Raw genomic sequence first — 26,245 nt, 5'->3', positions numbered from 1 at the left:
GTCGCCACGGAGCAGTCCCATGAGCCGTTACGTCGCCCCGCTGGGCTTCACCCTCGCCGCCGTCTGGGTGGCCGTCCTCTTCGTGCTGGCCGGCGGCGGTCACTGACCACCGCCGGCCCGTCCCCTGTCGTCCCGCCTCAGATCAGGCGGGACGACCAGAGCAGGCTCAGCGCCCCCGCGCAGAGCGCGAGGAGCAGCGCGATGCCCGCGTACCACTGGGTGATCTCCCGCGGCTCGGTCCGGAACCCGATCGAGCTGCCCATGTCCTGGTAGACCTGCTTCAGCTCGCTGACCGAGGCCGCCTCGTAGAAGTAGCCCTGCGTGGTCTCGGCGAGCTGCGACAGCGCCATCCGGTCCACCGGCACCCGCTGGAGCTGGCCGCCGATGTCCACCTGCCCCGAGTCGGTGCCGAACGCGATGGTGGAGACCGGCACGTTGGCCGCCTGCGCCGCCGCGGCCGCCTCCTCCACCGACCGGCCCGAGGTGCGGTAGCCGTCGGAGAGCAGCACGATCCGGGCCGGCGGGATGCCGGCCGCGCCGTCCGCCGGCACCGAACGGATCGCCTCCAGGCAGGTGAAGACCGCCTCGCCGGTGGCGGTCGCCTCGGCCAGCACCAGGCCGTCGATGGCGGTGGTCACGGCGCCCCGGTCCTTGGTCGGCGGGACCAGCACGTTCGCCGACTTGGCGAACGAGACCAGCCCGAGGTTGTAGCTCTCCGGCAGCTCGCCGACGAACTGCTTGGCCGCCTCCTGCGCGGCCTCCAGCCGGTTCGGCGCCACGTCGTCGGCCTGCATGGACAGCGACACGTCGATGGCGAGCATCACGGTCGCCCGTTCCAGGGGCTCCTTGGTGTCGATCGCCGGCCGGGCCAGCCCGGTGGCGAGCACCAGCAGGCACAGCAGGAAGGCGGTCGCCGCCGCGTGCCGCCGCCAGCCCAGCCCCTTCGGCGCCAGGGTGCGCAGCAGGTCCACGTTGGTGAACCGCATGGCGTACTGCCGGCGGTGCAGCTGCCGCCAGACGTACGCGGCGGCCAGGGCGAGCACCGGCAGCACGGCCAGCAGCCACCACGGTTGCAGAAAACGGATCATCGGGTCGTCCCTCGGGTGCGGGCGTGCCGCTGCGCGGCCACGAAACGCACCATGTCCAGCAGCCAGTCTCGGTCGGTACGCAGTCGCAGGTGGGCCGCGCCGGCGGTGCGCAGCTCGGCGGCGATCGCCGCGCGCTGGGCGGCCGCCGCCTCGGCGTACCGGCGGCGCAGGCCCGGGTCGGCGGTCTGCACCTCGTGCAGCTCGCCGGTCTCCGGGTCGACCACCGGCAGCACCCCCACGTCGGGCAGTTCCAGCTCGCGCGGGTCGACGACCTCGACGGCCAGCACGTCGTGCCGGACCCGCAGCTTACGGAGCGGCCGGCCCCACTGCTGGGGCGGCGCGAGGAAGTCGGAGATCACCACCGCCACGCCCCGCCGGCGCGGCGGGCGGTTGAGCATGTCGACGAGGACGCCCAGGTCGCTGCGGCCGGGCCGGACCTCGGTGCCCGCGATGGCCCGCAGCAGCCCCTGCGCCTCCTTGCGCCCGGCCCGGGCGGGCAGCCGGTGCAGCGAGCCCGGCCCGGCGGGCGGGGAGCCGCCCCGCCACCGGCCGGCCGGCGCGGGCGCGCCCGTGCCGACCACCGCGCCGATCCGGTTGCCGCCCCGGACGGTCAGGTGGGCCAGGGCGGCCGCGGCGGCGACCACCACGTCCCGCTTGAGCCACCGCCCGGTGCCGAAGTCGAGGCTGGCCGAGAGGTCGACCGCCAGCCACGTCTCCAGTTCCCGGTCGGCCACCGTACGCCGGACGTGCGGCATGGTGGTGCGGGCCGTGACCGGCCAGTCCATGCGGCGCACGTCGTCGCCGGGCCGGTACTCGCGGGACTCCCCCGCCTCGCTGCCCGGGCCCGGCAGCAGCCCCGCGTAGTCGCCCTGGAGCAACCCGTCCAGCTTCCGGGTGACCATGAGCTGCAACCGGGCGAGGACGGCGCCGGACCGGTCGCCGCTGGCCGGCAGTCGGGTGGGTGGGGTCACGGCCGCTGCCCGGGCCAGCCGTTGTGCGGGACGGCCGGTGGCGGCGGCGTGGCCTGCTGCCGGGGCGCGACCGCGGGCAGCGGGATCGTCGACATCACCCGGTGCACGATGTGGTCGGCGGGCACGTCGTCGGCGAGCGCGTCGTAGCTGAGCACCAGCCGGTGCCGCAGGATGTCCGGGGCGATGTCCTGCACGTCCTGCGGCAGGGCGTAGTCCCGGCCACGCAGCAGGGCCAGCGCCCGGCTGGCCCGGACCAGGCCGAGCGAGGCGCGCGGGCTCGCGCCGTACTGGATGAGCTGCGCGACGTCCGGCATGCCGTGCTCGGCGGGGGCCCGGGTGGCGAGGACCAGCCGGACCGCGTAGTCGACGAGCGCGTTGTGCACGAAGACCTGGTCGGCCTTGTGCTGGAGCGCGATGAGGTCCGGGGTGTCGAAGACCCGGGCCGGCTCGGGCGGCGCGACGCCCATCCGGTAGACGATCTCGCGCTCCTCGGCGTCGGTCGGGTAGCCCACCACGATCTTCATGAGGAACCGGTCCCGCTGCGCCTCCGGCAGCGGGTAGACGCCCTCCTGCTCGATCGGGTTCTGGGTGGCCATCACCAGGAACGGATCGGGCACCCGGTGGGTCTCGCCGCCGATGGACACCTGGCGCTCGCTCATCACCTCCAGCAGCGCCGACTGCACCTTCGCCGGGGCCCGGTTGATCTCGTCGGCCAGCAGGAAGTTGACGAAGACCGGGCCCAGCTCGACGTCGAACTTCTCGCTGGACTGCCGGTAGATCCGCGTGCCCATGATGTCGGCCGGCACCAGGTCGGGGGTGAACTGGACCCGGGCGAACGACCCGCCGACCACCTTGGCCAGGGTCTCCACGGCGAGCGTCTTGGCGACGCCGGGCACCCCCTCCAGCAGGCAGTGACCCCGGGCGAGCAGGGCCACGAACATCCGCTCCACCATCCGGTCCTGGCCGACGATCACCCGCTTGATCTCGAACAGCGCCCGCTCCAGCAGGGTGGCGTCCTGCGCCGGGGTGGTGGTCGCCGGGGGCGGCGCGTCCGGCACGGCCTCGGTCGGGGTCGGGGCGTCGGGCGTGGTCGGCTGGGCCACCGGTCCTCCACAGCTTGGTCGTCGTCGCGGGATGGTGCGTATCAAGACTGTCATGCCTCCCTGTGAGCCGAGGGCGGGAGAGGGACGATTTTCGCCGCGCCGTCCCGCGGCCCGGAAAACCCTGAACACGGGTGGACAACCAGGGGTCCGGCGCGTGTACGATTCATCCCGTCGCCGGGCGGCTCCCCCCGTGGCCGCCCGGCGCTAAAGCTTCCGGCGTGCGGCCCTAGACTCGCCCCGGTGACCACTCCCGCTCCCCCCGACGAACCGCTGATCTGTTCGGCGCGGGGATGCCGCGCTCCCGCCATCTGGGAGCTGCGCTGGAACAATCCCCGCCTGCACCCGCCCGAGCGGCGCAAGACCTGGCTGGCCTGCGCCACGCACCGCGGGTCGCTGGGCGACTTCCTCGACGCGCGCGGCTTCCTGCGCGAGGTCGTACCGGTGCCCGGATCGCCTACGCTCCAAGGGTGATTGAGCGCAGCGGATCACCCGGGTGAACGGTGACGACCTCGCCGGCCGGCCGCCGGCCCCGACCGGCCCCCTGGAGCCCTGGCCGGACACCGTCCGGTGGCAGTCCATCTCCCGCGACCTGATCTGGGTGGAGCTGATCCGGCTCGGCATCGGGCTCGCCGTGGCGCTGGTGGTGCTCGGCGTGGCCTGGGCGCTCGCCGGGCACTGGCTGTTCGGCGCGGCGATGGGCGTGGCGCTGCTGCTGGCCGCCTGGCGGGCGGTCACCATCGTCCGCGCCGTGCGCGCCTGGGGCTACGCCGAGCGGCCGGACGACCTGCTGGTCCGGCACGGGCTGCTGGTGCGGCGGCTGTCCATCGTGCCGTACTCCCGGATGCAGTTCGTCGACGTGAGCGCGGGGCCGCTGGAACGCGCCTTCGACCTGGCCACCGTGCAGCTGCACACCGCCGCGGCGGCCAGCGACGCCCGGGTGCCGGGCCTGCGGCCGGCCGAGGCGTCCCGGCTGCGGGACCGGCTCACCGCGCTGGGCGAGGACCGGGCGGAGGGCCTGTGAGCTCCGGCCCGGCCGAGCCGGAGCCCGCCGCGCCGCCGCCGCACCCACCCACCGACGGCCCTCCCGCCGGCCCGCCGCCGCCCGCCCCACCACCGCCCGCCGTACCGCCGCCCGCCGGGCCGCCGCCCGCCGGGCCGCCGCCCGCCGGGCCGCCGCCCGCCGGCGCCGAGCCGGCACGGAACGGCCACCCGTGGCCACCGCAGCCCGGCCACGCCCACCCGCCCGGCCACGCCGCCCCCGGCGGGCCCTGGCCCGGGTACGGCCACCCCACGCCCCCTCCCGGGTACGGCCAACCCGCGCCTCCGCCTGGTTACGGCCACCCCGTGCCGCCCTGGTCCGGGTCGGGTCATCCCGCACCGGCCGGAGCCGGTCCGTGGGGACCGCCGGGGCCGGGCGGGCCGGCCGGGGAGGAGCCGCGGCAGCGGCTGCACCCGCTGAGCCCGGCGCTGCACGGCGCGAAGTCCCTGGTCGTGGTGATCGCCGGCCTCTCCTGGTCGACGCTGTCCCGGGTCGGCTTCGGCTGGTTCGCCGTGCTGGTGGCGGTGTTCGTCCTCGGCGCCACCGTCCTCTCGGTGGTGAGCTGGTGGAACACCGGCTATCACGTGGTGGGCCGCGAGCTGCGGGTGCACGAGGGGCTGCTCTGGCGGCGTACCCGGGCGATTCCGCTGGAGCGGTTGCAGGCCGTCGAGGTGGTCCGGCCGCTGCTCGCACAGCTCACCGGGCTGGCCGAGCTGCGGCTGGAGGTGGTCGGCGGGGGCAAGACCGAGGCGCCGCTGGCGTACCTGAGCGTGGCCGAGGCCACCGCGCTGCGGCAGCGGCTGCTCGCCGTGGCCGGCCGCGCCCCCGTGACCGGCCACGTACCCGAGGCCGCCCCGCCCGCCGCCGGGGCACCGCCCGCGCCGGCTCCGGCCGGGCGCCGGCTGCACGTCGTACGCAACCAGGACCTGCTGGTCAGCCAGCTGCTCACCCCGCAGGCGTTCCTGCTCCCGTTCGGCCTGGCGTTCGTGGTGGCGCAGTTCGTCTCCGAGGGGTCCTGGTCGTTCATCGCGGTGGCCAGCACGCTGACCGCGATGGCCGGCGTGGTGCTGCAACCGGTCCGCCGGGTGCTCGACGACTGGGGCTTCCGGCTGGACCGGGACGGCGACGCGCTGCGGGTGCGCAACGGGCTGCTGGAGACCCGGGTGCAGACCGTGCCGCTGCACCGGGTGCAGACCGTCGGGGTGACCTGGCCGCTGCTCTGGCGGATGAAGGGCTGGCTGCGGCTGCGGCTGGAGGTGGCCGGCTACTCCGCCGCCGAGCCGGACGACCGGAACCGCCCGGACCGGCTGCTGCCGGTCGGCGACGCGCCCACCGCCGAACTGGTCGTCGCGGAGGTGCTCCCCGGCGTACGACTGGCGGCGCTGCCCGACACGCTGCCGCCGCGACGGGCCCGCTGGCTGCGCCCGCTGAGCCGGGCGAGGGTCGGCGCCGGCCTCGACGAGCAGGTCTTCATCACCCGGTCCGGGCTGTTGACCCGCCGGATGACGCTGGTGCCGTACGCCCGGATCCAGAGCGTGCGGGTGACCCAGGGGCCGGCGCAGCGGCGGCTGCGGCTGGCCACCGTGCACGCGGATACCGCCGGTGGGTCGGGCGCGGCCGCGCCGGACCGCGACCTGGCCGAGGCGTGGGAGCTGGCGGCGGAGCTGACCGCGCGGTCGCACGCCGCCCGCCGGACGGACCGGCGCCGCCCGGGCTGACCCGGGCCGGGCGAGCGGAGGGTCGACGCTCGACCGGACCGAGCGACCGGACGGTCAGCGCTCGACCGGCACCGTGGCCGGGTCGGCGGCGGGAGCGGCCGGGGGACCAGCGGGCGCGGGAGCGGCCGGGTCGCCGGCCGGCGTGGCCGGGCCGGCGGGCGCGGGATCGGCCGCCCGGACCGGCTCGGCGGCGGGCGTCTCCCCGGCCTGGGCGAGCGCGGCGCGGCGGGCCGCCCACCAGCGCTCGGCCAGCCCCACCACCAGGAAGGTCAGCCCGACATACGCCCAGCCGACGAGCACGTCGATCAGGTAGTGCTCGCCGCTGTAGATCAGCGTGAAGGTCATGGCGAGGGGGTACGCGAGCAGCAGCGGCCACCAGCGCTTCCGGGTGCCCCCCAGGAAGAACAGGACCACGAACAGGGCGAACGCGGTGTGCAGCGACGGCATGGCGGCGACCGGGTTGGAGGCGATCTGCCCGGCGTTGAGCAGGTTGCCCGCGCCGTGCATGCCGATCTCCTTCCACCCCCGGGTGGAGATCCGCGCGACGTCGGTGAGCAGCCCGTTCTGGGCCGCCCACCACGGCGGGGCGGCCGGGTAGAGGAAGTAGGTGGCCAGCCCGGCCGCGCAGAGGAAGCCCCACCGCCGCATGTACGCGCCCCAGCGCGCGCGGTCGCGCAGCCAGAGCACCGCGGCGGCGGCGAGGGTCGCCACGAAGTGCGAGAAGTAGATCCAGCTGACCGCCACGTCCCACCAGTGCACCTGGTCGGGCCGGTAGAGGTGCTCCTGGAGCCAGATCGTGGGCACCTCGCCGCCGGTGGCCCAGCCGGTCAGGAACCGGTCGGCGACGATCAGCTCCATGGCGTGCGGCGTGGCGCCGTTGTCGGCGAACCCCCGGGACAGGTTGTACGCGGCCAGCAGCAGCACCACCGGGATCCAGTCCCGGGCGAAGCGCAGGTGGCTGCGCCACGGGCGGGACGAGTGCCAGGCGACGGTGCCCGCCCAGATCCAGAGGAACGCGTACGCCGGGTCGGTCGGCAGGCCGATGGCCAGCCAGGCGGCCACGAAGGCGATCCCCCAGATCGCCATCGCCACCACGCGACGGCGCCCGCCGTCGGGGGACGCGGTCGGTCCGGCGGGGGCGGGGGGCGGGGGGTCAGTCAGCACGGCCATCGCGGACAAGGTTAACGGCGGGCGACCGGGCCGCCGACGCCGACCGCCGCCGCCGGGGCAGGTCGCCCCCGGTCCGGGCCCGGGGAGGGCCGGGTGGCGGTGCGGACGCCGCCCGGGCCCGGGACGGCTGCACTAGGCTCGGCCCATGCAGGAGCAGCCGGAGCCGCCCCTCGCCCCGGGCCTGACCGCCCGGGTCGAGCTGACCGTCACCGACACGGACACCGCGCAGGCGGTGGGCTCGGGCGACGTGCCCGTGCTCGGCACGCCCCGGGTGCTCGCGCTGGCCGAGGCGGCGACCGTGGCGGCCACCGCGACCCGGCTGCCGTCCGGGTCGACGACCGTCGGCACCCGGGTCGAGCTGGAGCACCGCGCGGCGACGCCGGTCGGGCGGACCGTGGCGGCCCGGGCCGAGCTGGTCAAGGTCGACGGCCGGCGGCTGACCTTCGAGGTGATCGTGACCGACGGGAACGAGGTAGTGGCCACCGGTCGGGTCGAGCGGGCGCTTGTCGACCGGCAGCGCTTCGTCGAGCGCGCCGTGCGGGCGTCATGACCGCCCGGTTCGTCGAGGTCGCCGATCGCGTGCACGTGCTGCGCGACCCGCTGCTGCACGTCAACGTGACGCTGGTGGTGGGCGACGGTGAGGCGCTGCTGGTGGACACCCTCTCCACCGCCGGGCAGGCCCGGGAGCTGGCCGAGGCCGCCCGGGCGGTCACCCCGCACCCGTGGACGATCGTCAACACCCACCACCACTTCGACCACTGCTTCGGCAACGCCACGCTGGCCGCCGACCCGCCCCGACCGGTGTACGCGCACGCCCAGGCCACGGCGGTGCTCCGAGACCACCCGGACGAGCTGCGCCGGGCCGCGGCCGAGGAGATGCGCGCGGAGCAGCCGGACCTGGCCGCCGAGCTGGCCCGGACCGAGCTGCTGGCCCCGACCCACCCGGTGCGGGGCGAGGCGGTCCTGGACATCGGCGGGCGGCGGGTGGTGCTGCACCATCCCGGGCACGGGCACACCGACGCCGACCTGGTGGTGCACGTGCCGGACGCGGACGTGCTGGTCGCCGGCGACCTCGTGGAGCAGAGCGGGCCGCCGGCCTTCGAGGAGTCGTACCCGGTGCAGTGGCCGGACGCGGTGGCCGCGCTGCTGCGGCTGACCACGCCGGCCACGGTGGTGGTGCCGGGGCACGGCGCGCCTGTCGACGTGGAGTTCGTCCGGGCCCAGCACGCCCAGCTCGCCCAGCAGGCCTGGCTCATCCGGGCGGGCCACACCGGCAGCGCGCCGCCCGAGCGGGTGGCCGCCGAGTCGCCGTTCGGCGCCCGCCCGGGCCTCATCGCGGCCCGCCGCGGCTACGCCGAACTCGACGGCGCCGCCTGACCGCGGCGGGGTCAGGGGCGGGCGCGCAGGGCGTCGAGCAGGGCGTCGAGGTGCGGGGCGGCGGCGAGGATCGCGTCGCGGGCCGGCGGGTCGAGGGTGGCCAGCGCCTCGGTGAGCAGGGCACTGCGGTGGGCCGCGTGGTCGGCCATCCGGGTCCGGGCGGCCTCGGTGAGGGTGAGCCGCGCCACCCGGCGATCGTCCGGGTCGCGGTCGCGCGCCAGCAGCCCGGCGTCGGTGAGCTCGCGGACCAGGGTGCTGACCGTGTTCGGCGCCGTGCCCAGCCGGCGTGCGACCTCCTTGCCGCTGATCCCGGGCTCGGCGCGGACGAGGTGCAGCAGTTCCACCTGCGCCTCGGGCAGCGAGTCCCGGTTGGCCCGGACGACGACCTTGCGGCGCACCAGCCGGTGCAGCTCCCCCACGACGGCGCCGAACCGCGCGATCGGATCCTCACTCGGCACGGAGTCACCTGCTTCACATCGCAATAGTTCTGGGTACAGAGCTAAGGTTACCCGTCGATCACCGATCCCAGGGGGAACCTCGTGAGCCAGACCGTGCGGACCGCCGCGCGTCCGACCGTCCACCCGCCCGCCGCCGCGGGTGGCGCGACGCTGCTGGTGCTGCTCGGCACGCTCACCGCGATCGGCCCGCTCTCGCTGGACATGTACCTCCCGGCGTTCCCCGCGATGACCCGCGACCTCGGCGCCGACCAGGCCGGCATCCAGCTCTCCCTCACCACCTGCCTGATCGGCCTCGCCATCGGCCAGTTCGTCACCGGCCCGCTCAGCGACCGGTGGGGGCGGCGCCGCCCGGTGCTGATCGGCGTCGTGGCGTACGCCGTCCTGGCGCTCGCCTGCGCGGCGGCGCCGAGCGCGCCGGTGCTGGCCGCCGCGCGGTTCGCCCAGGGCCTGGCCGGCGGCATGGGGGTGGTCGTCGCCCGGGCCGTGGTCCGCGACCTCTACTCCGGCCGCGGGGCCGCGAAGTACTTCTCCCGCCTCACCCTGGTCTTCGGGGTCGCGCCGGTGGCCGCGCCGAGCGTGGGCAGCCTGGTGCTGCGCTTCGGGGACTGGCGGGCGGTCTTCCTCACCCTGGCCGCCATCGGGCTGCTGCTGTCCGTCGCGGTCGCCCGGCGCCTGCCGGAGACGCTGCCGGCCGAGCGCCGCAGCACCGGCGGCCTGGCCGCCACCGCCCGGACCATGCGGTCGCTGGCCGCCGACCGCGTCTACCTCGGGTACGCGCTGACCCAGGGCTTCGCGTTCGCCGGGCTGTTCGCGTACATCTCCGGGTCGTCGTTCGTGTTCCAGGACGTGTTCGGCGTCTCCGCGGCGGCGTTCAGCCTGGTCTTCGGGCTCAACGCGCTCGCCCTGGTGGCCACCGGGCAGGCGAACGCCCGCCTGCTCGACCGGTTCAGCCCGCGCCGGCTGCTCGTCACCGCCGTCGTGGTGGCCGTGGTGGCCGCCGCCGGTGTGCTCACCGGAGCGCTGGCCGGCAGCCTCGCCGTGGTGGCGGTGACGCTGTTCGCCTTCGTCGGCTCGCTCGGCATGGTGACGCCGAACAGCACGGCCCTGGCGCTGGACGCGCACGCCCGGCACGCCGGCACGGCCGCCGCGCTCATGGGCGGCGTCCAGTCGGTGGTCGGCGCGCTGGCCGCACCACTGGTCGGCCTAGGCGGGGAGGGCAGCGCCGTGCCGATGGCCGTCGTGCTGGCGGCCGCCGCCGCCCTCTCCCTCACCGCCGTGCTCACCCTCGCCCGCCCGCGCTGACCCGCGCCGCGGCCGGCCGACGTGCCGGCGCCGGCGTCAGGAAGGGTCCCCTCCTCTACCGAATGCGTTAAGAAGGGGCCCTTCCTTTCAGGCACGGAAGCGCTCGGCCACCGCCTCCCGGGTGGGCATGGCGGTGGCCCCGCCGGGTGACTCGCAGACCAGGCCGGCCACCCTCAGGGCGAAGGCGACCCGGTCCCGCCAGCCGGTCGGATCCGTCGGCTCGCCCGCGTGCAGCAGGTCGGCGATCAGGGCGCCCATCACCGAGTCGCCCGCGCCCGTGGCGTCCACCGCGTCGACCTTCGGCGCGGGGACGCGTACCACGTCGTCGGCGGCGGCGACCAGCGCGCCGTCCGCGCCGAGGGTGACCACCACGGTGGCCGCGCCCAGTTCCCGCAGGTACGCGGCGACGCCCTCGACCGGCTCGTGCGGGTAGAGCAGGCGCGCGTCGGCGGCGCTGAGCTTGACCAGGTGGGCGCTCGCGGCGAACTCGGCGACCACCCCGCGCAGGTCGTCCAGCGCGCCGGGGCCGGTGAGCAGGCTGGGCCGCACGTTGGGGTCGAACACCCGCAGCGCCCCGGCGATCGACCAGGCCCGGCGGGCGGCGGCCAGCACCGGCGGGTCGAGCAGCACGATCGAGCCGCAGTAGAGCACCTGCGCGCCCTCGACCACTGCCACGTCGAGGTCGTCGGCGGTGAGCAGGGCGTACGAGCGGGGTTCGCCGTAGAAGCGGAAGTCCGGTTCGGGGCCGGCGAAGGTGGCCACGGCCAGCGCGGTCGGCGCCGGCACAGTGACCGCCCCGGCCAGCCCCACGCCGGCGGCGCCCAGGAAGGCGCGGATCCGCGCGGCGAGTGCGTCGTCGCCGAGCGACCCGACGAACTGGACGTCCCCGCCGAGCCGGGCCACCGCCACGGCCACGTTGAGCGGCCCGCCGCCGATCGCCTGCCGGTAGACGGGTTCCCCGTCGTGCTCGGCGTCGAGCAGGTCGACAAGCGCCTCGCCGAGCACCACCGCGTACCCCATCCTGGCTCCCTCCGTCCGTCGTACCCCTGATCCTGGCGCATGGCGGGTCCCGGCGCGACGAGACCGCCCGCATCGACGGGCGGCTATTGCGCGGGATGCCCGGACGTGATGGGATTGCGCGTGCCGGGAGGGCGCGGGGGCTGCTGCGCCACCGGCCGCCGGGTCGAGCCGACGCGAGGGCACTCACCGGTCCGTGGCACGGACCGCAGGCGGTGCGCGTCTCCCGACGGCCCCGGCCGCACTCCGGCCGCCGGGCGTGGCACCGCGATCGTCGCATCCGCTCGTCGCAGCGGGGCGGCCCGTGCGGGTCGCGCCCGCGAGTCAGGAGATCCCGTGCACCGATCCCGTACGGCCGCGCTGCTCACCGCGGCCGCCACCCTGGCCCTGGGCGCGTTCGCCCTGGTCACCGGTCCCGACCCGGCCGCCGCGCACGGCGCGGCGATGACGCCGGGCGCCCGGACCTACCTGTGCTGGAAGGACGGCCTCACCGCGACCGGGGAGATCCGGCCGAACAACCCCGCCTGCGCGGTGGCGGTCGCCCAGAGCGGGGCCAACTCGCTCTACAACTGGTTCAGCGTGCTGCGCTCGGACGCCGGCGGCCGGACCGTCGGGTTCATCCCCGACGGCAAGCTGTGCAGCGGCGGCAACACGAACTTCAGCGGCTACGACCTGGCCCGCACCGACTGGCCGGTCACCCACCTGACGGCCGGGCGGTCGATGGAGTTCCGCTACAGCAACTGGGCCCACCACCCGGGCACCTTCTACTTCTACGTGACCAAGGACAGCTGGAGCCCGACCCGGCCGCTGGCCTGGAGCGACCTGGAGGAGCAGCCGTTCCTCCAGGTGACCAACCCGCCGGCGATCGGCTCGCCCGGCACGAACGACGGGCACTACTACTTCACCGGCACCCTGCCGGCCAACAAGAGCGGCCGGCACATCATCTACTCCCGCTGGGTCCGCTCGGACAGCCAGGAGAACTTCTTCGGCTGCTCCGACGTGACCTTCGACGGCGGCAACGGCGAGGTGACCGGGATCGGCAACGGCGGCACCCCGACGCCGAACCCCACCACGCCGACGCCGGGCCCGACCAGCCCGACGCCCACCCCGACCTCGCCGAGCCCGACGCCGACCCCGACCATGCCGGGCGGGGCCTGCATGGCGGTGTACAAGGTGGTCAGCGCCTGGCAGGGCGGCTTCCAGGGCGAGGTCATGATCATGAACCACAGCAGCCGCACCTACAGCGGCTGGACGGCGAACTGGACCTGGCCCAGCGGCCAGACCATCACCCAGCTCTGGAACGGCTCGGTGAGCACCAGCGGGGCGGCCGTGACGGTCACCAACGCCCCCTACAACGGGAGCGTGCCACCGGAGGGCACCACCACGTTCGGCTTCACGGCGAACTTCTCCGGCACCAACACCCTGCCCACGGTCACCTGCACCGGCCGGTGACATCGCACTGAGAAGGGCCCCCCGGGCGTACCCCGGGGGCCCTTCATCACGACCGTGTCAGCGGACCATGCTGCCGACCACCGGCTTGGTGAGCAGGGCGGACTGGTTGCGCTGGATGCCCGGGTCGAGGGTCTTCGCCACGAAGATGGCGTGCCAGATGCAGAAGATCAGGACGGTCCAGACCTTGCGGGAGTGGTCCGCCTCCTCCCGCTTGTGCTCGTCGAGCAGCCGCATGGCGTACGACAGGTCGATGAGGTCGCCGGCGCCGGAGGTGGCCAGCACGTGCCGGGCCCACTCGTACATCTCGCCCCGCAGCCAGACCCGGGTCGGGGTCGGGAAGCCCAGCTTCTTGCGGTTGACGATGGCCGGCGGCACCACGCCCTGCAGCGCCTGGCGCATGGCGTACTTGGTGGCCTCGGAGCGGGGCGGCAGCTTCAGGTCGACCGGGATCCCGGCCGCCACGTTGAACACCTCGCGGTCCAGGAAGGGCACCCGGACCTCCAGCGAGTGCGCCATCGAGATCCGGTCGGCCTTCACCAGGATGTCGCCGCGCAGCCAGGTGTAGAGGTCGACGTACTGCATCTTTGTGACGTCGTCCAGCTCGGTGGCCTCGGCGTAGATCGGCGCGGTGACATCGGTGTAGCGGACCGAGGGGTCGTAGCGGCGCAGCAGGTGCTGCTTCTCCTCCTCGGTGAACATCCGGGCGTTGCCGTAGTAGCGCTCCTCGATCGGGGTGGTGCCCCGCTCCAGGAAGCTCTTGCCCTTGACGCCCTGCGGGATGGCCTTGGAGACCGCACGCAGGCCCTTCTGCACCCCGCCCGGCAGGCTGTTGACCGCGTTGAGCGACAGCGGCTCCCGGTAGATCGTGTAGCCGCCGAAGAACTCGTCGGCGCCCTCGCCGGAGAGCACCACTGTGACGTGCTCGGCGGCCTTCTTCGCCACGAAGTAGAGCGGCACCAGCGCCGGGTCGGCCACCGGGTCGTCCAGGTGCCAGACGATCTTCGGCAGCGCCTCGATCATGTCCTGCGGCCCGATCTTCGTCGGGATGGTGGTCACGTCGAGGTGGCGGGCCGAGTCCTGGGCCACGTCGATCTCGGAGTAGCCCGGCACGTCGTAGCCGACCGTGAAGGTCAGGATGTTCGGGTTGAACTCCCGGGCCAGAGCCACCACCGCGGTCGAGTCGATGCCGCTGGAGAGGAACGAGCCGACCGGCACGTCCGAGCGCATGTGCATCCGGACGCTTTCCCGCAGCGTCTCCCGGATCTCGTGGTAGAGCTTCTGCTCGTCCGAGACCGGGGCCGGGCGGAACACCGGCCGGTACCAGCGGCGCACCTCGATCCGGCCGCCCGGCGTCCAGGTCAGGTACTCCCCCGACCCGATCCGGCTGATCCCCCGGTGCAGGGTGCCCGGCTCCGGCACGTACTGGAGGGTCAGGTAGTGGCTCAGGTTGGCGGTGTCGATGCCCGCGTCGCCCTGGTACGCCGAGTGCGCGAAGGGCAGCAGCGCCTTCTTCTCCGAGGCGAGGTAGAGCCCGTCCTGCGTCTCCAGGTAGTGCAGCGGCTTGATGCCGAAGTAGTCCCGGGCGCCGAAGGCCCGCCGCTCCTGCCGGTCCCAGATCACGAAGGCGAACATGCCGCGCAGCTTGGTGAGCACCTGCTCACCCCAGTAGTGGTAGCCGGCGACGATCACCTCGCCGTCGCCGTTGGTGGCGAACTGGGCGCCGTAGTCGCGGATCAGCTCGTCCCGCAGCTCGATGTAGTTGTAGATCTCGCCGTTGAAGGTGAGCAGGTAGCGGCCGTTCGCGTAGGGCAGCGGCTCGTGGCTGAGCGCCACGTCGATGATCGCCAGCCGCTTGTGGGCGAACACTCCGTCCGCGTACCGGCCGGAGGCGTCGCCGACCACCTCGACCCCGGTCTCGTCCGGGCCGCGGTGGTGCAGGCACTCCAGTGCTCCGGCGATGTGGTCGCGGTGAGCGGCGGCGTCACCGCGCGCGCTGAAAAAGGCCAGGAGTCCGCACATGGGGGCCATCTTTCCACGCGCCGGAAGCCACCGTCGCGGCACCGCAGGCACTCCCCGCTCCCGCGCGCGCGGTACCGTCTGGACCAGCGACGAGGCGCAAGGAGGCGGACATGGCCGAGGAGCGGACGCAGCAGGGAAAGCCGGCGGACGGCACGGAATCACACGACCCGGACTTCCCGGAGGCGTTCCTGTCCTTCATGCGGCAGGGCTGGCGGGACACGGAGCTGCCGGTCGGTCCCCGACCGGAGGTGCCCAACCACGCCAAGCGGCGGGCCGCGCTGGCCGAGGCGTTCCCGGGAGAGACGCTTGTCATCCCGACCGGCACCGAGAAGGTCCGCGCCAACGACACCGACCACCGGTTCCGGCCGGGCAGCGACTTCGCGTACCTGACGGGCGACCTGGAGCCGGACAGCGTGCTCGTGCTCCGGCCGGGCGGCGAGGCCACGCTGTTCATGCGGCCCCGCTCGTCCCGGGCGACCGACGAGTTCTTCCGCAGCCGCCACGGCGAGCTGTGGGTGGGCCGGCGGCCGACGCTGAAGGAGAAGTCGACCGAGCTGGGCCTGCCCACCGCCGACCTGACCGAACTGGACGCGGCGCTGGCCGACCTGGCGCCGGGGCGCACCCGGGTGCTGCGCGGTTTCGACGCCCGGGTGGACGCCGCGGTGCGGCCGTACGACGGTGCGCGGGACGAGGGCCAGCCGGGCCGGGACCGGGAGCTGGCCATCGCCATCTCGGAACTGAAGCTGGTCAAGGACGAGTGGGAGATCGCCCAGCTCCAGGAGGCGTGCGACGCCACCGTCCGCGGCTTCGAGGACGTGGCCCGGGCGCTCCCGGCCGACCGGGCGGTCTCCGAGCGGCTGCTGGAGGGGATCTTCGCGCTGCGCGCCCGGCACGACGGCAACGACGTCGGCTACGGCTCGATCGTGGGCGCCGGCGAGCACGCCACGATCCTGCACTGGGTGCACAACCACGGGGCCACCCGCCCGGGCGAGCTGCTGCTCATGGACATGGGCGTGGAGAACCGCAACCTGTACACGGCCGATGTCACCCGGGTGCTCCCGGTCGACGGCCGGTTCACCCCGCTCCAGCGCCAGGTCTACGACGCCGTCTACGCCGCCCAGCAGGCCGGCATCGACGTGATCAAGCCGGGCGTGGCGTTCCGCGACGTGCACCTGACCGCCATGCGGGTGCTCGCCGAGGCGCTGAAGGACCTGGGCCTGCTGCCGGTGAGCGTCGACGAGGCCATGGACCCGGCGTCGACGGTCTACCGGCGCTGGACGCTGCACGGCACCAGCCACATGCTCGGCATCGACGTGCACGACTGCGCCAACGCCCGCAAGGAGACCTACCGGGACGGGCCGCTCGGCGAGGGCTACGTGCTCACCGTCGAGCCGGGGCTCTACTTCCAGCCGGAGGACGAGCTGGTCCCCGAGGAGCTGCGCGGCATCGGCGTGCGGATCGAGGACGACATCCTGGTCACCGCCGACGGTTCGGTGAACCTCTCGGCCGGGCTGCCGCGCCGCTCGGACGAGGTGGAGACCTGGCTGGCCGAGCAGCGCGAGGCCGGCCCCCGCCTGCCCGGCTGATCCGACCGGCACGACCCCCGACGGGCCCGCCGTCGGCGTCTGCGAGGTTTCTCGCGGTAACGACGCCGACGCCGGGCCCGTCGTCGTTTGCGCTGCTCACGGTGCCCCTGGTGTGGCTCCGCCCCGCTGCACCGCCCGGCCACGTGTGAGCCAAATGCGCGATTTCTTCGGATCCGTCCGCGTCGCGAGGATCCTTCTCATACGGTGGCGATCAGAGGCTGCAACCGATTTGTAGCTGGTCGCGCGGCTGAGACCGGTGCGACCCCTTTGGGAAGAACCGAAAGGGCGGAAGGCTCTGATGTCCAACGACGTAACGACTTCCGACGGCGGGGCGCCGACGCCCCCGCCGACGAGCAGGAGGCGGGCACTCTGGGTCGCCACCGGCGTGGCCGGGCTGACCGGCGTCGTCGGCCTGGCGGCCCTCGGTGGCCTCGCCGCTCGCGACGACAAGTCCGGCGAACCGCAGCGGGTCGCGGAGAACCACGCGGCGTCCCAGAACGCCGGCGACTCCGGCAAGAAGGCCGGCGAGGAGCACAAGGACAAGGGTGAGGAGGGCCGGGACCGTGGTGAGTGGGACCCGGACGGCGCCGATCACGGGACGGTCCGGGAGGTGCCGTGTGACGACGAGGAGCTGGTCGAGGCGGTCGATCTGGCGAACCGGGATCACGGCGGCACGCTGAAGCTGGCCGAGAACTGCACGTACGAGCTGAACGTGAAGGACCGCAAGCACGGTTCGGCCCTGCCGGAGATCAAGCAGGACATCACGATCAAGGGCAACGGCTCGACGATCAAGCGGGACTCCGAGGACACGTTCCGGATCTTCCGCGTCGCCGACGGCGGTGAGCTGACCCTGAAGGACCTCACGGTCAAGGGCGGCAACGCCACCGAGTTCAAGTACGGCGGCGGCGGACCCGGCGGCCCTGGCGGCCCCGGGGGCCCCGGTGGCGGCCCGGTCATGGGCTCGCCGACCACCACGGCCGCCCCGTCGGGGCTGGTCGCGCAGGACTCCGGTCCGGGGTCGTGGGACAGGGACAAGGACAAGGACAGGGACAAGAAGGAGGGCGAGGGCGACGGTGGCGCCATCCTGGTCGAGCGTGGCGGCAGCGCGAACCTGTTCAAGGTGAAGCTGACCGACAACAACGCCGAGAAGAACGGCGGCGCCATCGCCAACTTCGGCCGCGTCCACCTCGAAGACAGCAAGGTCACCGACAACCACGCCCGCGAGGACGGCGGCGGCATCTTCAACCGCGGCGTCCTCAAGGTCAAGGACTCCCACGTCGACAACAACACCGCCGGCGGCAACGGCGGTGGCATCGCCAACGGCAACGGCGACAAGACCAAGCACGACCCGTACGGCCCGAAGACCCTCGAGAACCCCTACGACAAGAACAAGCAGGACGACGAGGGCACCGTCGAAATCGTCGGCTCGGACCACGGCAAGGACGGCGTGCGCAGCACCGTGTCGGACAACAACGCCGGCAAGAACGGCGGCGGCCTGTTCAGCTCCGGCGGCTTCGTCACCATCACCTTCACCGCCATCACCGGCAACAACGCCTGCGAGAACGGCGGCGGCATCTACGCCGAGAACACCGAACTGAAGCTCGACCACGTCCTCGTCGCCCGCAACCACGCCGACGGCAACGGCGGCGGCATCGTCAACACCGGCGGCAAGCACTGGGGCTACCCCAACGACAAGGAAGACGCCAGCGCCACCATCTCCGACAGCACCATCGTCGAGAACACCGCCAACCGCTTCGGCGGCGGCATCTTCAACGGCGAATGGCTCGTCAAGGTCGAGGACGGCTTCACCGAGCACAACGGCAGGGACAAGGACGACAACGCCACCCTCACCCTGCGCGACACCGAGATCAAGAAGAACACCGCCCTCAACGGCGGCGGCATCTTCAACAACAAGGGCAAGGTCACCCTGACCAACACCCACGTCACCAAGAACACCGCCACCGACACCGCCAAGCTCCACCGCGTCGCCGGCGGCGTCCTCGACAACGAGGGCAAGGTCAAGCTCGACGACAAGTCCACCATCACCAACAACGACCCCACCAACTGCGCCAACACCGTCGAAGACTGCTTCAACTGAACCACCACATAACCCGGGGAGTCCCTTTCCGTCGCGCCACGGCGGGGAGGGGCTCCCCTGCCCCCCACGTCCCCCGCCGGGGTGGTTCGTCGCGGTCCCGCCCTCCCGCACCTGCGGTTCCCTCTGGGCCCCGCCGCACTGGCCCACCCCTTATGCGGGTTTTTTTCGTATATGGGCACGAGGTGAAGAAGCTTCTCATACGTTGGTCTTCAGCAGCTACAACCGATTTGTAGCGAAGGCCGCCTCGCTGTGGCGAAGCGACCTTGTCGGGTACAAGGAGAGGGCAGAGAGCTCCGATGTCCAACTACCTTCGCAATAACGATGACGCTTCCCGTGAGAAGGTTTCCCCCCTCCGGCGTCGCCGGCTGTGGCTCGCCACCGGGGTCGTGGGCCTGACGGGAGCGGTCAGCCTCGCGGGCGTGGCCTACGCGACCACCGGGGTCACGGGCCCTCACCGGCTCGCCGACGTGAAGTGGTCGACCGCCCAGCTCACCAGTGACGACGCCGAGGGCTCGGAGGCTCGGGACGACGAGCACGGCCGGGACGGCAAGGACAAGGGCAAGGACAAGGGTGACGAGGGCCGGGACCGGGGTGAGTGGGACCCGAACGGCGCCGATCACGGGACGGTCCGGGAGGTGCCGTGTGACGACGAGGAGCTGGTCGAGGCGGTCGATCTGGCGAACCGGGATCACGGCGGCACGCTGAAGCTGGCCGAGAACTGCACGTACGAGCTGAACGTGAAGGACCGCAAGCACGGTTCGGCCCTGCCGGAGATCAAGCAGGACATCACGATCAAGGGCAACGGCTCGACGATCAAGCGGGACTCCGAGGACACGTTCCGGATCTTCCGCGTCGCCGACGGCGGTGAGCTGACCCTGAAGGACCTGACCGTCAAGGGCGGCAACGCCACCGAGTTCAAGTACGGCGGCGGCGGACCCGGCGGCCCTGGCGGCCCCGGGGGCCCCGGTGGCGGCCCGGTCATGGGCGCACCGAGCAACGGCGCCCCGAGCAACGGCGCACCGGGCGCCGCTCCCGCCGCCCAGACCGCGCCGGCGGCGCCGGCCGGCGCGGGTGCCCAGACCGCCACCGCGGTCCAGGCCGCCCCGGCGGTGCAGGCCGCGCCGGTCGCGCAGGCCGCGCCGGTCGGCCAGGACTCGGGCCCGCAGGGTCCGGGGTCGTGGGACAAGGACAAGGACAAGGACAAGAAGGAGGGCGAGGGCGACGGTGGCGCCATCCTGGTCGAGCGTGGCGGCAGCGCGAACCTGTTCAAGGTGAAGCTGACCGACAACAACGCCGAGAAGAACGGCGGCGCCATCGCCAACTTCGGCCGCGTCCACCTCGAAGACAGCAAGGTCACCGACAACCACGCCCGCGAGGACGGCGGCGGCATCTTCAACCGCGGCGTCCTCAAGGTCAAGGACTCCCACGTCGACAACAACACCGCCGGCGGCAACGGCGGCGGCATCGCCAACGGCAACGGCGACAACACCAAGCACGACGAGTACGGCCAGAACAGCGAGCAGAACAGCTACGACAAGAACAACTACGACAAGAACAAGCACGACAAGGAAGCCGGCACCGTCGAGATCACCGGCTCGGACCACGGCAAGGACGGCGTGCGCAGCACCCTGTCGGACAACAACGCCGGCAAGAACGGCGGCGGCCTGTTCAGCTCCGGCGGCTTCGTCACCATCACCTTCACCGCCATCACCGGCAACAACGCCTGCGAGAACGGCGGCGGCATCTACGCCGAGAACACCGAACTGAAGCTCGACCACGTCCTCGTCGCCCGCAACCACGCCGACGGCAACGGCGGCGGCATCGTCAACACCGGCGGCAAGCACTGGGGCTACCCCAACGACAAGGAAGACGCCAGCGCCACCATCTCCGACAGCACCATCGTCGAGAACACCGCCAACCGCTTCGGCGGCGGCATCTTCAACGGCGAATGGCTCGTCAAGGTCGAGGACGGCTTCACCGAGCACAACGGCAGGGACAAGGACGACAACGCCACCCTCACCCTGCGCGACACCGAGATCAAGAAGAACACCGCCCTCAACGGCGGCGGCATCTTCAACAACAAGGGCAAGGTCACCCTGACCAACACCCACGTCACCAAGAACACCGCCACCGACACCGCCAAGCTCCACCGCGTCGCCGGCGGCGTCCTCAACAACGAGGGCAAGGTCAAGCTCGACGACAAGTCCACCATCACCAACAACGACCCCACCAACTGCGCCAACACCGTCGAAGACTGCTTCAACTGAGCAACGGTCGACGTACGGCTCGACGCAAAGGGTCCGGCCCCCTGCCACTTCGTGGCAGGGGGCCGGACCGCGTTCGGTGTCAGCTCTGGACGAAGACCGCCACGCTGCGGGCCGGCACGGTGAACGTGCCGCCGGCCCGGTCGAAGGACGCCGTCCGGAGCACCGGGTCGGCGGAGTTCCGCAGCACCGGGTGCAGCGCCACGTTCGCCCCGCGCAGGCCGGTGACGGTCTGCTTCGCGGTCTCCGGGGTGCCGTTGAAGACCACGGTCACCGACTTCCACTTCCCGTCGAGCCCGCGGGCGTCCAGGGTCATGGTGATCACGCCCGGGGTTTCCCGGTCGCCGGAGAGCGGGAAGGCAACCCGCTTCTGCACCTGGTCGGCGGTGGTCAGCCCGAAGACCGGCGAGGAGCGCCGGATGGTGAGCAGCTCCGCGTACCGGGCGTCGGCCAGGTCGATCGCCGCGCAGTCCGGCACCAGCTTCGGGTCGGCCAGCAGCGGCTTGGCGTACGGCCACTTGTCCTTGTTGTCCTGCTCCGGGGGGAGGCCGGCGCCGAAGCCGTTGCCCTGGGCGCAGTCCCAGCGGATCTGGTTGAACCAGTCACCGGAGTTGAACGAGTTGCGGTCCAGCGACTTCGAGCGCAGGCGCTCCGAGCCGGCCGTCACGAACCCGGTCCCCTGCCCCATCACCACGGTGCTGAGCGCGAGCACCTGCATCCGCGCCCGGTCCTGCGCCGAGGTGCCCTGCGGCAGCTTGTACGCCAGCGCGTCGTACAGGATCTCGTTGTCGTGCGCGTCCACGTAGGTGACCGCCTCGCCGGGCGCCGCGGTGTAGCCGGCCGGCGAGCCGTTGTAGTCCACCTGCGCGCCGGTGACCGGCCGGCCGGACGAGTCGGTGAACCGGTAGCCGCGCAGGTTGCCGGTGAGCCCCACCTTGATGAGGTCCTGCTGGTGCAGCAGCCGGGCCTTCTGCTCGGCGGCCGAGCCGTTGACGTCGTCGCCGTTCGGGTCGGTGTAGAGGCCCGACGCGAAGCCCTGGATGCGCGGGTTGCCGTCGAAGGGCCCGCCACCCCGGACCGCGTCGCGGAGCCGGTCGTTAAAGGTGCCGATGCCGGTGCCGGCCATGTTGGCCTGGGTGGCCTGCACGAACCGGGCGTCGTTGGCGACCTCGCCGAAGTTCCAGCCCTCGCCGTAGAGCAGGATCTTCTTCCCGTCCACGCCGTCGCGGGCCACGGTCAGCTCGTCCAGCGCGGCGCGGACGGCCAGGATGTTCGCCTTCGGGTGGTGACCCATGAGGTCGAAGCGGAACCCGTCCACCTTGTACGCCTTCGCCCAGGTGACCAGCGAGTCCACCACGAGCTTGCCCATCATGGCGTGCTCCGGGGCGGTGTTGGCGCAGCAGGTCGAGTTGGCCACGGTGCCGTCGGGCAGCAGCCGCTGGTAGTAGCCGGGCACCACCTGGTCGAGAACCGACTTCGGGTCGGTGCCGGCTGCTGAGGTGTGGTTGTAGACGACGTCCATCACCACGCGCAGGCCGGCCTGGTTGATCCCGGCGACCATCTGCCGGAACTCGGTGGTGCGCTTCGCCCCGGCCGGGTCGACGGCGTAGCCGCCCTCCGGCACCGTGTAGTGCAGCGGGTCGTACCCCCAGTTGTAGCCGTCCTTGCCGGCCACCGCGGCGACGCACTTCTGCTGCTCGTCGGAGTCCGGGGGCAGCGCGGCCAGGTCGCAGGCCGGCTGCGCCTGGTCGGCCCGCTTCTCGGGGATGGTGGCGAAGTCGAACGCGGGCAGCAGGTGCAGGTAGTTGACCCCGGCGTCGCCGAGCGCCTTCAGGTGCGTCATCCCGGCCGTGTTCGGGTCGGTGAAGGCGAGGTAGGTGCCCCGCCGGTCGGCCGGCACGGTGGTGTCGGCGATGGAGAAGTCGCGCACCGACACCTCCTGGATCTGCGCCTTCGCCGACGGCACGGCCTTCGGCTTGCGCAGGTTCGCCCAGCCGGCCGGGGCCAGCGCCGGGTCGGCCAGGTCGACGATCTGGCTGTGCGTCGAGTCCGGCGCGAGCGCCAGCGAGTACGGGTCGGTCACCGCGGCGGTGACCACCTTCTGCGCGGCCGGCTGCCACGCCTCGACCTGGTAGCGGTAGTACTTGCCGGTCCAGCCCTTCGTGCCGCGCACCGACCAGACGCCGGTGGTGTCGTTGCGGCTCATCGACACGGTCGTCGGCTCGGCCGACGGCGAGTCGAAGAGCTGGAGCGAGACCTTCCGGGCGGTGGGCGCCCAGACGGCCAGGGTGGGCACCTTGCCGGCGAACGTCGGGCCGAGCTTCGCCGCGGTCGCGGCCCGGTAGACGTCGTCGAGGACGCCGGGGATCTGCACCCCGGTGGCGCCGAGCAGGTGGCCCTCGGCGTCCCGCTCGGTCACCACGAGCTGGCCGCGCAGCGCCGCGGGCACCTTGGCCAGGTCGGCGCGGTCCAGCGTGAACGCCCGGTAGGCCCAGAGCTGGGGGTACGCCTGGCGCTGGGCCTCGGTCAGCCCGTTGCGCCCCGCCCGCAGCGGGAGCGTGGTGTACGTCCCGGTCAGCTCTCCGTCGGCGATGCCGATCCCGCCGGCGGGGGCGGCCACGAGGGCGTACCTCTTGCCGTCGGTCGGCCCGGTCTGCCAGGCCACGGTGGACCGGTCGATCCACTGCGCGTTCTGCTTGGTGATGTCGAGGTCCTTCGCGACGCCGGACGAGGTCGGCGGCAGCAGGCGGCCCTTGACCCCGGCCAGCAGCCAGATCTCGTGCCCGGCGGTGGCGAAGTCCAGCCGCTGGTCGTCGGGCTGGTCCTTCTCGTCGCCCTTGTGCACGATGTAGTTCAGCCCGGTGGCGCCGGCGACCAGGGGCACCCGGAACACCGCGCCGTACGCGTCGATCTTCTCCGGCTTCAGCGGGTTGCCCCAGTCGGTCGGGTTGGCGGCGCCGTCCCAGAGGTGCAGGCCCCAGCCGTCGTAGTTCCCGTCCGCCTTGCGCCAGTGGATGACCGCGGTGCTCTGGTCGACCGGCGGGTCGGGCTCGCCGGTGGCGGCCTGCCGGGTCGGGTAGAGGGTGCCGTCGCCCTGCTTGACCCAGACCTCGCCGGTCTGCGTCACATCGATGGTGCGGTCGTTCGCGGCGTCCTTGTTCCCGTCCTTGTCGACCACGAGGAACCCGACCGACTTGGCGCCCGGCTTCAGCTTGACCCAGGCGAACCGGCCGTAGGAGTCCTCACCCGCGAACGGCTGCCCCTTGGGCCACTCCGTCTGGTAGGCCGGGTCGATGTCGCCCCAGGTGTAGAGGCCCCAGTCGTCGTACCCGCCGGCGGGTCGCTGGTAGTGCACGACCGCCCAGTCCCGCGACGCGCTCTGCGCCGGGGTGCCGACCACGCCTGTGGTGCGGGCGGCGGCCACGCGGCCCTTGCCGTCGCGGACCACCGCCTTGTACTCGACAGTCGTCCCGCCGGCCAGGCCGGTCAGGTCGTGGTGGACGGTGTACGGCGCCCGGTGTGCGCTGCCCAGCAGCGTCCACTTGCCGCCGGGGACCCGGGCGGCGAAGGTGACGGTCGCGAGGGGGTCGCCGGTGACCTGGGCGGTGACGGCGGCCTTGGTGGCGACCGGGGCGTCGCCCGGCTCGGTGAGAGTGATCGTCGGTGCCGCGCCGGCCTGCGGGATCGCCTGGTCGGCCTTGAGCACGACGGCCGACATGGCCGGCACGGTCACGCCCAGCTTGCCGTCGGCGCCGGCGCTCGCGGTGGCCGCGCCGCCGTACACACCGGTGAAGGTGGCGCCCGCCGACCACGTGTCCACGGTGACAGTCTGCGCGGTCGCGGCGTTGTTCACCGCGACGACGTACTCGGTGCGGTCCTTCGGCAGGACGCGGGAGAAGGCGAACACCCCGGGACCGTCGGCCGCGTACCGGGTGACCTGGATGCCGTCCCGCAGCGCGGGGTGGGCCTGCCGCAGCTCGCCCAGCTCGGCGATGGTCCGGTAGAGCGGGTGGGTGGTGTCGTACTGGTCGCTGGCGTGGGTGCGGGTGGTGCCGATGAGGTCGTCGTCGAGGTAGTCCGCCGTCCTGCTGGCGAACATGTCCTGCCGGGCGTCCTTGTCCCCGCCGGGCCCGGTGAAACCCTGCTCGTCACCGGAGTAGACGACCGGCTGGCCACGGGTGAGGAACATGAGCTGGTGGGCGAGCTGGTCGCGGCGGAGCTGGCTGGCGTCGTCCCCGCCGGCGGCCGCGATGAAGGAGCCGATCCGGCCCATGTCGTGGTTGCCGAGGAAGGTGGTCAGCCGGTTGGCGTCGGTGTCCCGCGCGGCGTAGAGGTCGTCCTTGGCGTACAGGTCCGCGAGCGCCTTGGCCGAGCCGTCGGCGGCGGTGTAGCTCCGCGCGGCCTCCTGGAAGGAGAAGTCGAGGGTGGCCGGCAGGCCGCCCTGCCGCACGTAGGTCGACTCGATCTCCTGGTCGGCGCTGTAGACCTCGCCGAACATGAAGAAGTCCGGCTTGCCGGCCTTGGCCGCGGCGGCGTCGATGCCGCGGGTGAACTGCGGCCAGAAGTCCAGGTTGGCGTGCTTGACCGTGTCGAGGCGGAAGCCGTCGACGCCGGCCTTGCCGATCCACTGCGCGTAGATGTCGGTCATGCCGCGGACCACCTCGGGACGCTCGGTCCACAGGTCGTCGAGGCCGAAGAAGTCGCCGTACTCGCTGTTCTCACCGGCGAAGGTGGAGTCGCCCCGGTTGTGGTACATGGTCGGGTCGTTCAGCCACGCGGGCACCTTGACCTTCGCGTCGGCCGCGGTGGCGAAGGTCGGGGTGTACGGGAACGACTCCTTGTTCACCTGGGGGAACGCCCGGGTGCCGTCGGCGTAGTTGCGGTCCTCGAAGGCCCGCCCCTGCGCGTCGGTGTACGGCGACGTCTTCTTGTCGACGTAGCCGTACCTGTCCTCGGCGTAGCGGATGACGTCCGCGGTGTGGTTGACGATGATGTCCAGGTAAACCTTGATGCCCCGCTGGTGTGCGAGGCCGACCAGCTTCTTCAGCTCGGCGTTGGTGCCGAAGTGCGGGTCGACCTGGGTGAAGTCGGTGATCCAGTAGCCGTGGTAGCCGGCGGAGACGTCCGCGCCGGTGCCCTGCACGGGCCGGTTCTTGAAGATCGGGGCGAGCCAGATGGCCGTGGTGCCCAGGCCCTCGATGTAGTCCATCTTGTCGATGACCCCCTTGAGGTCACCGCCGTGGTAGAAGCCCTTGTCCGCGGGGTCGAGGCCGGTGCTGAGCCGGTCGCCGGCCAGCCCGCCGGTGTCGTTGCGCTTGTCGCCGTTGGCGAAGCGGTCCGGCAGGACGAAGTAGAACTGCTCGGCCTTCGCGCTGTTGCTGCCGGCCTTGAGCAGCGTCTCGGCGGACGGCTCCCGGCTCCACTGCGGCGCGCCCGCGGCGGCCAGCACGTCGGGGGTGGCGGGGCGGTCGCTGCCGTCGGCGCCCACCTGGTGGAGGGCCACCGGCACGCCGACGAGGGTGAGCACGAGGGAGGTGGCCAGGGCGGCCAGGGCCTTGCGGGATATCGGCGGGGGTTTCATCG

At 73.0% G+C, this 26,245-nt stretch carries 18 protein-coding genes; 10 read left to right on the top strand and 8 right to left on the bottom strand.

Features of this window, described 5'->3' with window-relative positions; all coding sequences use genetic code 11:
• Nucleotides 1–137 precede the first annotated feature (137 nt).
• The 3 genes from GA0070603_RS29855 to GA0070603_RS29845 are packed head-to-tail and all read right to left on the bottom strand — an operon-like array spanning nucleotide 138 to nucleotide 3,162.
• Nucleotides 138–1,088: a VWA domain-containing protein gene (locus tag GA0070603_RS29855; RefSeq protein WP_091320905.1), complete on the bottom strand. Its 951-nt coding sequence runs from the start codon at nucleotides 1,086–1,088 to the stop codon at nucleotides 138–140.
• A complete protein-coding gene (locus GA0070603_RS29850) occupies nucleotides 1,085–2,077 on the bottom strand; it encodes a DUF58 domain-containing protein (protein WP_167544640.1) in 993 nt (330 codons plus the stop codon). The genes GA0070603_RS29855 and GA0070603_RS29850 overlap by 4 nt, the downstream gene beginning before the upstream one ends.
• Nucleotides 2,056–3,162: an AAA family ATPase gene (locus tag GA0070603_RS29845; RefSeq protein ID WP_091320901.1), complete on the bottom strand. Its 1,107-nt coding sequence runs from the start codon at nucleotides 3,160–3,162 to the stop codon at nucleotides 2,056–2,058. The genes GA0070603_RS29850 and GA0070603_RS29845 overlap by 22 nt, the downstream gene beginning before the upstream one ends.
• A 240-nt stretch (nucleotides 3,163–3,402) precedes the next feature.
• On the opposite strand from GA0070603_RS29845, the gene GA0070603_RS29840 reads away from it, so the two are divergent.
• The 3 genes from GA0070603_RS29840 (at nucleotide 3,403) to GA0070603_RS29830 (ending at nucleotide 5,919) form a co-directional block, all read left to right on the top strand.
• Complete coding sequence (locus GA0070603_RS29840) at nucleotides 3,403–3,633, top strand: hypothetical protein (protein WP_091320900.1); 231 nt, start codon at nucleotides 3,403–3,405, stop codon at nucleotides 3,631–3,633.
• Between the two features lie 22 nt (nucleotides 3,634–3,655).
• Nucleotides 3,656–4,183 (top strand): PH domain-containing protein, encoded by a 528-nt coding sequence (locus GA0070603_RS29835; protein ID WP_091320898.1) that lies wholly within the window; start codon nucleotides 3,656–3,658, stop codon nucleotides 4,181–4,183.
• Between the two features lie 323 nt (nucleotides 4,184–4,506).
• Entirely contained in the window at nucleotides 4,507–5,919 is a 1,413-nt protein-coding gene (locus GA0070603_RS29830) for a PH domain-containing protein (protein ID WP_091320896.1), read from the top strand.
• A 54-nt stretch (nucleotides 5,920–5,973) separates the two neighbouring features.
• On the opposite strand, the gene GA0070603_RS29825 is transcribed toward GA0070603_RS29830, so the two are convergent.
• Nucleotides 5,974–7,089 carry a phosphatase PAP2 family protein gene (locus tag GA0070603_RS29825; RefSeq protein WP_091320893.1) on the bottom strand — a complete coding sequence of 372 codons (1,116 nt, stop codon included), beginning with the start codon at nucleotides 7,087–7,089 and terminating at the stop codon, nucleotides 5,974–5,976.
• A gap of 145 nt (nucleotides 7,090–7,234) precedes the next feature.
• On the opposite strand from GA0070603_RS29825, the gene GA0070603_RS29820 reads away from it, so the two are divergent.
• Nucleotides 7,235–7,639, top strand: a complete 405-nt coding sequence (locus GA0070603_RS29820; protein ID WP_091320891.1) for a thioesterase family protein — start codon at nucleotides 7,235–7,237, stop codon at nucleotides 7,637–7,639.
• Complete coding sequence (locus tag GA0070603_RS29815) at nucleotides 7,636–8,466, top strand: MBL fold metallo-hydrolase (protein WP_091320889.1); 831 nt, start codon at nucleotides 7,636–7,638, stop codon at nucleotides 8,464–8,466. The genes GA0070603_RS29820 and GA0070603_RS29815 overlap by 4 nt, the downstream gene beginning before the upstream one ends.
• Before the next feature lie 11 nt (nucleotides 8,467–8,477).
• On the opposite strand, the gene GA0070603_RS29810 is transcribed toward GA0070603_RS29815, so the two are convergent.
• Nucleotides 8,478–8,924, bottom strand: coding sequence for a MarR family winged helix-turn-helix transcriptional regulator (locus GA0070603_RS29810; protein ID WP_091320887.1), 447 nt, complete (start codon nucleotides 8,922–8,924; stop codon nucleotides 8,478–8,480).
• Between the two features lie 81 nt (nucleotides 8,925–9,005).
• On the opposite strand from GA0070603_RS29810, the gene GA0070603_RS29805 reads away from it, so the two are divergent.
• A complete protein-coding gene (locus GA0070603_RS29805; protein ID WP_091320885.1) occupies nucleotides 9,006–10,226 on the top strand; it encodes a multidrug effflux MFS transporter in 1,221 nt (406 codons plus the stop codon).
• Nucleotides 10,227–10,313: 87 nt separating this feature from the next.
• Here GA0070603_RS29805 and GA0070603_RS29800 read toward each other — a convergent pair whose 3' ends face one another.
• Nucleotides 10,314–11,246, bottom strand: a complete 933-nt coding sequence (locus GA0070603_RS29800) for a carbohydrate kinase family protein (protein WP_091320883.1) — start codon at nucleotides 11,244–11,246, stop codon at nucleotides 10,314–10,316.
• A 333-nt stretch (nucleotides 11,247–11,579) separates the two neighbouring features.
• Between GA0070603_RS29800 and GA0070603_RS29795 the strand changes: the two genes are divergently transcribed.
• Nucleotides 11,580–12,695: a lytic polysaccharide monooxygenase auxiliary activity family 9 protein gene (locus GA0070603_RS29795; RefSeq protein ID WP_091320881.1), complete on the top strand. Its 1,116-nt coding sequence runs from the start codon at nucleotides 11,580–11,582 to the stop codon at nucleotides 12,693–12,695.
• Nucleotides 12,696–12,752: 57 nt separating this feature from the next.
• Here GA0070603_RS29795 and asnB read toward each other — a convergent pair whose 3' ends face one another.
• Complete coding sequence (gene asnB, locus GA0070603_RS29790; RefSeq protein ID WP_091320879.1) at nucleotides 12,753–14,714, bottom strand: asparagine synthase (glutamine-hydrolyzing); 1,962 nt, start codon at nucleotides 14,712–14,714, stop codon at nucleotides 12,753–12,755.
• A gap of 110 nt (nucleotides 14,715–14,824) precedes the next feature.
• Here asnB and GA0070603_RS29785 point away from each other — a divergent pair, with 110 nt between their 5' ends.
• The 3 genes from GA0070603_RS29785 (at nucleotide 14,825) to GA0070603_RS29775 (ending at nucleotide 20,665) form a co-directional block, all read left to right on the top strand.
• Nucleotides 14,825–16,300 (top strand): aminopeptidase P family protein, encoded by a 1,476-nt coding sequence (locus GA0070603_RS29785; RefSeq protein ID WP_091320877.1) that lies wholly within the window; start codon nucleotides 14,825–14,827, stop codon nucleotides 16,298–16,300.
• Nucleotides 16,301–16,598: 298 nt separating this feature from the next.
• Complete coding sequence (locus GA0070603_RS29780) at nucleotides 16,599–18,398, top strand: hypothetical protein (protein ID WP_091320875.1); 1,800 nt, start codon at nucleotides 16,599–16,601, stop codon at nucleotides 18,396–18,398.
• 419 nt (nucleotides 18,399–18,817) lie between these two features.
• Nucleotides 18,818–20,665 (top strand): hypothetical protein, encoded by a 1,848-nt coding sequence (locus tag GA0070603_RS29775; RefSeq protein ID WP_244282649.1) that lies wholly within the window; start codon nucleotides 18,818–18,820, stop codon nucleotides 20,663–20,665.
• Nucleotides 20,666–20,744: 79 nt separating this feature from the next.
• Here the strand turns inward: GA0070603_RS29775 and pulA are convergent, their stop codons facing one another.
• A complete protein-coding gene (gene pulA, locus GA0070603_RS29770; protein WP_091320871.1) occupies nucleotides 20,745–26,243 on the bottom strand; it encodes a pullulanase-type alpha-1,6-glucosidase in 5,499 nt (1,832 codons plus the stop codon).
• Nucleotides 26,244–26,245: the final 2 nt, after the last annotated feature.

Source organism: Micromonospora chersina (assembly GCF_900091475.1).
GTDB classification, from domain to species: domain Bacteria; phylum Actinomycetota; class Actinomycetes; order Mycobacteriales; family Micromonosporaceae; genus Micromonospora; species Micromonospora chersina.
This window is presented reverse-complemented; position numbering and strand designations above follow the sequence as displayed.

Coding starts and splice junctions, on each gene's coding strand:
- GA0070603_RS29855 (WP_091320905.1), bottom strand. CDS start 1,088: ATGATCCGTTTTCTGCAACCGTGGTGGCTGCTGGCCGTGCTGCCGGTG.
- GA0070603_RS29825 (WP_091320893.1), bottom strand. CDS start 7,089: ATGGCCGTGCTGACTGACCCCCCGCCCCCCGCCCCCGCCGGACCGACC.
- GA0070603_RS29820 (WP_091320891.1), top strand. CDS start 7,235: ATGCAGGAGCAGCCGGAGCCGCCCCTCGCCCCGGGCCTGACCGCCCGG.
- GA0070603_RS29815 (WP_091320889.1), top strand. CDS start 7,636: ATGACCGCCCGGTTCGTCGAGGTCGCCGATCGCGTGCACGTGCTGCGC.
- GA0070603_RS29800 (WP_091320883.1), bottom strand. CDS start 11,246: ATGGGGTACGCGGTGGTGCTCGGCGAGGCGCTTGTCGACCTGCTCGAC.
- asnB (WP_091320879.1), bottom strand. CDS start 14,714: ATGTGCGGACTCCTGGCCTTTTTCAGCGCGCGCGGTGACGCCGCCGCT.
- GA0070603_RS29785 (WP_091320877.1), top strand. CDS start 14,825: ATGGCCGAGGAGCGGACGCAGCAGGGAAAGCCGGCGGACGGCACGGAA.
- GA0070603_RS29780 (WP_091320875.1), top strand. CDS start 16,599: ATGTCCAACGACGTAACGACTTCCGACGGCGGGGCGCCGACGCCCCCG.
- pulA (WP_091320871.1), bottom strand. CDS start 26,243: ATGAAACCCCCGCCGATATCCCGCAAGGCCCTGGCCGCCCTGGCCACC.